Source organism: Actinoallomurus acaciae (genome assembly GCF_042429965.1).
Lineage (GTDB): Bacteria > Actinomycetota > Actinomycetes > Streptosporangiales > Streptosporangiaceae > Actinoallomurus > Actinoallomurus acaciae.
This window is the reverse complement of record NZ_JBHLZP010000570.1, coordinates 1-4942: the sequence shown is the minus strand read 5'-3', so window position 1 is coordinate 4942 and position 4942 is coordinate 1. Positions and strand designations below refer to the sequence as shown.

The following is a 4942-nucleotide window of genomic DNA, read 5'->3' as shown; positions in this document are numbered from 1 at the left end:
GGGCCGCAGGACCTGCGCCGCCTTGGCCGCGCCCGCGACCGGGTCCACCCAGTGCCAGGCCTGCCCGGCGACGACCGCGTCGAACACCCGGCCGGCGGGGTCCCACGTCTCAAAGGTCGCCACCTCGACCTCGACGCCGGTCCGCCGGGCGAACCCGGCCATCCTCGCGTCGGGGTCGACGCCGAGCACCGTGCACCCGGCGGCCTGGAACTGCCGGGCCTCGATCCCGGTGCCGCAGCCGACGTCGAGGACGCGGGGGCCGGGACTGGCGGCGACGATCCGCTCCACCAGGGCGTCGGGATATCGGGGCCGGGCCCGGTCATAACGCTCCGGGTCCACGCCGAAGGACTCGGCCATCTCGCGGGCTTGATGCGCCTCACGAGGCGGGCGTTCGGACGGAGACGGTTGTTCCCGCGATACAGTGGGCATGCGCCCACCTTAGTGGGCAAGTGCCCACTAGGTCAACGAGTGGGGCGGTTCAGCGACGGAGGAGGCGGCCGGTGCCGACCGGGGTGCACATTCGAGACGCGCGCCGGCAGCTGTTCGACGCCGCCGAACGCATCCTGCTGCGGGACGGGCCGAGCGAGCTGACCAGCCGGGCGGTCACCGCGGAGGCCGGTGTCGCCAAGGGCGTCCTGCACCGGCACTTCGCCGACTTCGACGCCTTCCTCGCCGAGCTCGTGCAAGATCGCATCACCCGGATCGAGGGCCAGGCCGCCGCCCTGCGCGAGTCCGCCGGGACCGGCAGCGTCGCCGGTAACCTCACCGGCGCGCTGATCGACCTGTTCGAGTCGGTCGCGGTGGGGATCATCAGTCTCGTCATCTTCCGGGACGAGCTGCGCGCCCGGCTGCGGGCGGCCGGGCCGGCCCATGGCGTCCCGATCATGACGGAGGCCGCCGCCATGATCGCGTCCTACCTCACCGACGAGTGCGAGCTGGGCCGCATCGCCGCCGATTCAGACGTCGGCTCGCTCGCACTCTCGCTGATCGGGGCCGGGCACCTGCTGTTCGCCGGCCGGGAGGGCGCCCGACCGGATGCCGCAGCCGTCGAGAAGGTCGTGACCACGGTCATCGCCGACGTCACGCAGAGGCGGCTGCTGTGAACCGCCCGGCCGTCTCGGGTCAGTTGCGGCTGTAGAAGCGGGACAGGAAGCGGAGCATCTCCAGGTAGATCCACACCAGGGTCAGGGTCAGCCCGAACGCGGCGAGCCAGGCGGTCTTGCGCGGCGCGCCGCTGCGGACCCCGCCCTCGATCGCGTTGAAGTCCAGCAGCAGGTAGAGGCAGCCGACGAGGATCGCGGCGACGCTGAAGACGACGCCGAGCAGGCCATGGCCCCGGATGCCGATGCCGCCCACATGGAAGATCGACACGAGCAGGTTGAGGATCATCAGGCCGACCAGCGCGAACCCGGCCGCGATCACGAAGCGGGTGAACCTCGGTGTCACCCGGACGATGCGCAGTGAGTACACGGTCAGCATCGCGCCGAACGCGAGGGCGGTGCCGATCACCGCCTGGAGCACGACGCCGTTGTAGACGTCGTTGTAGAGGTGGCTGATCAGCCCGACCGCGACGCCGTACGAGGCCGCGAACCCGAGCACGAGCACCGGGTTGACCGCGCGGCCGAACGTCAGGATCGCCCAGAAGACCACCCCGGCGAGGAGGGCCACGAGCGAGACCGGCCCCGCGATGCGCTCCGGCACGAGCACCCACGCCAGCGCGCCGGCCACGACGAGCGTGCCGAGCGTCAGGAACGAGCGCACGACGACGTCGTCGAGGGTCATGGGGCGCGGCGGGGCGTACGCCGGCGCGTTGTACATGTCCTCGAGGTACTGCGCGCGGGGGGCGTATCCCGACTGCTGCCCGAAGGCGCCGCGCCGGGTGAAGACAGGGTTCCTGCTCTCCATGGAAGGCCTCCAGACGTCTGCTGCGCTCAGCCTAACGAGCGGCCGCGCGTACGGTGTTCCCGCTGTCACGTACCGCCGCCCGCGACGTACGGCACGCGAAGGCCCTGTCAGGACGACCTGGACCAAAAGGGTCGAAGTAGCGCTCAACTCCTGTCAATGACCGGTGCCCCCGGTCGGAGTCGAACCGACACGAACAACTCTTTTAGGGAGTCTGCCTCTGCCTGTTGGGCTACGGGGGCGCACGCAATCATACCGGGGGAGCGCCAATAGCGGTCCACAGGCTAAATGCAGTCAAGAATTCCTATTATCGCCGCCGAAATTCAGACCGAATACTAGTCAGTATTTCTTCGTGGCCAGCTCGAACTCTTCGCGCGGGCGCTGCAGCGTGCCCAGCGAAACGACCTCACGGCTGAAGAACAGGGCAAGCGTCCAGTCCGCGGTGACCCGGGCCTTGCGGTTCAGGGTCGGCAGCCGGGACAGGTGATACGTACGGTGCATGAACCACGCGGGCACCCCCCGTAGCTTGACACCGTAGATCTGCGCAACCCCCTTGTGCAGTCCGAGACTGGCCACCGATCCGGCATAGGAGTGTTTGTAGGCCTTTAGTTCTCGGCCCCGCAGCGCGGCGGCGAGGTTGTCCCCCAAAACCTTTGCCTGACGCACCGCGTGCTGGGCGTTCGGCGCACAGAACTTCCCCGGTTCGGTAAGGTCGGGCACCGCCGCGATATCACCTGCGGTGAAGGCGTCATCGACGCCGTCCACGGTCAGTTCGGCAGTGGCCTTGACCCGATCCCTGTCATCCAGCGGCAGATCCGTCTTCTTGACAAGTGGGTTCGGTTTGACGCCCGCGGTCCATACCAGAGTGCCCGCGCCGAACCTCTCGCCGTCGCTGAGGACGATCTCGCGATTCTCGGCGGACTTGAGCAGCGTCTGGAGCCGCACCTCGATCCCCCGGCGGCGCAGGGCCTCGACGGTCCATTTGCCCATGTCCTCGCCGACCTCGGGCAGGATCTTGTCACTGGCCTCGACCAGCACCCAGCGCATGGAGTCCGCCTCCAGGCCCGGGTAGTACCTGAGGGCGTCGCGCGCCATGTCCTCCAGCTCGGCGAGCGCCTCCACACCCGCGTAGCCACCACCGACGAAGACGAAGGTGAGCGCCTGCCTGCGCGACTCGGGATGCGTCGAGGAGGCCGCGATGTCGAGCTGCCGCAGCACGTGGTTGCGCAGGAAGATCGCCTCGGCCACGGTCTTGAAGCCGATGCCGCACTCGGCCAGGCCGGGGATGGGCAGGGTCCGCGAGATGGACCCCGGGCAGAACACCAGCGTGTCGTAGTCGATCGTACGGACCTCGTACGGCTCGGCGTCGACACGCTCCACGACCTCGACGGTCGCCCTGCGCCCCGCGTGGTCGATCGCGGTCACGCGGCCGTTGAGGATCGTCACGCCGGGCAGCACCCGCCGCAGGGACACCACCACGTGCCGGGGTTCGAGGTTGCCGGCCGCCGCCTCCGGCAGGAACGGCTGGTAGGTCATGTAGGACTCCGGGGCGACAATGGTGATCTTGAGTTCACCACTCTTGAGCTGCCGGCGCATCTTCCTCCGCAGCCGCAGCGCGGTGTACATGCCGACGTAGCCGCCACCGACGATGAGCACGTGTTTCGACATATTCGATCCGGTACCCATGGCCCTTCCCGAAATTCGACCGTTAGCTTGTGAAAATTTTCACGATCTCTGTCTTCACCGTACTCCCCAGGAGGGCGCCTGGGCGAGCGGGGCCCTGTGAATCGAATCACCATCGAACCGTCGGGCCCGCGGAGGCGTCATAGAAGGAGGAAGTGATCAGCGAGCGACGGGCGGGGCGCGCGTCCAGGGGAAGCGGGGGCTTTCCTGGCCGCCGCCCCGCCCGTCGCCTGCGCGTCGCGGAGACCGGAGGAAGCCGTGCCGCCGGATACCGAGGTGCGCCGGCACCAGTGGTGGATCGACCCTCGAGAGTACGCCCGGCACGAGGCCCGCCGTGGCCGCAGGTTCGCGTTCACGCACCTCGTCCCGGCGCGCACCGCGCTGGTGGTGATCGACATGGTGCCGTTCTTCGTGTCCGGCAACCCCTACTGCCGCGGCATCGTGCCCACCATCGGCCGCCTCGCCGACGCCCTCCGGACGGCGGGCGGGACGGTCGCCTGGGTCCTGCCCGCGACCGGGGAACGGACGCCGGTGCGCGATGAGTTCTTCGGCCCGGAGGTGGCCGAGACCTACCGCACCTCCGGCGGAACGGGCCCTCTCCCCCGGCGGCTGTGGCCCGGGCTGACGCCCTGTCCCGCCGACGTGCTGGTCGAGAAGACGACGGCCAGTGCCTTCTTCCCCGGTCACTGCCCGCTTCCAGGACTGCTGGCCGAACGCGGGGTCGACACCGTACTGATCAGCGGCACCGTCACCAACGTGTGCTGCGAGTCCTCGGCTCGCGACGCCGCCGCCCTCGGGCTCCGGGTCATCATGGTCGCGGACGCGAACGCGGCACGACGCGACCAGGACCACAACGCCACGCTGTACACCGTCTACCGATCCTTCGGAGACGTGCGCCCGACCTCCGACGTCCTCGACCTGATCCGGCCGGGTACACCCTAGAGCCTGTCCGCGGGCTCCTCGGGGCCCGGCAGGCCGGCGTACGTGCGGGCGCGGGTCAGGACCGTGTCCAGCATCGTCTCGGTGACGCGGCCCGTGAAGGTGTTCTGCTGGCTCGGGTGGTAGCAGCCGATCAGCAGGGCCGTTCCGCCGGCCGGGGACGCGAGCTCGACCTCCGCCCCGTGGCCGAACGCCGGGCGCCGCGCGGGCGTGCCGTAGCCCGCCTCCTTCAGCCCCGGCCACAGCGCCTGCCAGCCGTACCCGCCCAGGACGACGATCGCCCGGACGTCTCCGGCCACGAACCTCAGCTCCCGGACCAGCCACGGAGCGCACGTGGCGCGCTCGGCCGGCGTCGGTTTGTTGGCCGGCGGAGCGCACGTGGCGCGCTCGGCCGGCGTCGGTTTGTTGGCCGGCGGAG

General features: G+C 69.8%; 6 protein-coding genes and 1 tRNA gene. 2 read left to right on the top strand and 5 right to left on the bottom strand.

Annotated elements, in window-relative coordinates:
* Positions 1–429, bottom strand: a 429-nt coding sequence (locus ACFFNX_RS42120; protein ID WP_378211851.1) for a class I SAM-dependent methyltransferase, incomplete at its 3' end; no start/stop codon positions are given.
* Positions 430–500: 71 nt separating this feature from the next.
* Here ACFFNX_RS42120 and ACFFNX_RS42115 point away from each other — a divergent pair.
* On the top strand, positions 501–1103 hold the full coding sequence (locus tag ACFFNX_RS42115; RefSeq protein ID WP_378211850.1) for a TetR/AcrR family transcriptional regulator: 603 nt from the start codon (positions 501–503) through the stop codon (positions 1101–1103).
* 19 nt (positions 1104–1122) lie between these two features.
* On the opposite strand, the gene ACFFNX_RS42110 is transcribed toward ACFFNX_RS42115, so the two are convergent.
* The 3 genes from ACFFNX_RS42110 to ACFFNX_RS42100 form a co-directional block, all read right to left on the bottom strand.
* On the bottom strand, positions 1123–1905 hold the full coding sequence (locus ACFFNX_RS42110; protein ID WP_378211849.1) for a Bax inhibitor-1/YccA family protein: 783 nt from the start codon (positions 1903–1905) through the stop codon (positions 1123–1125).
* 164 nt (positions 1906–2069) lie between these two features.
* A tRNA-Leu gene (locus ACFFNX_RS42105) sits at positions 2070–2144 on the bottom strand.
* Between the two features lie 97 nt (positions 2145–2241).
* Positions 2242–3570 (bottom strand): NAD(P)/FAD-dependent oxidoreductase, encoded by a 1329-nt coding sequence (locus tag ACFFNX_RS42100; protein WP_378211848.1) that lies wholly within the window; start codon positions 3568–3570, stop codon positions 2242–2244.
* Positions 3571–3843: 273 nt separating this feature from the next.
* On the opposite strand from ACFFNX_RS42100, the gene ACFFNX_RS42095 reads away from it, so the two are divergent.
* Positions 3844–4527, top strand: coding sequence for an isochorismatase family protein (locus ACFFNX_RS42095; RefSeq protein ID WP_378211847.1), 684 nt, complete (start codon positions 3844–3846; stop codon positions 4525–4527).
* On the opposite strand, the gene ACFFNX_RS42090 is transcribed toward ACFFNX_RS42095, so the two are convergent.
* A partial coding sequence (locus ACFFNX_RS42090) for a uracil-DNA glycosylase family protein (protein ID WP_378211846.1) occupies positions 4524–4942 on the bottom strand: 419 nt, incomplete at its 5' end. The genes ACFFNX_RS42095 and ACFFNX_RS42090 overlap by 4 nt on opposite strands.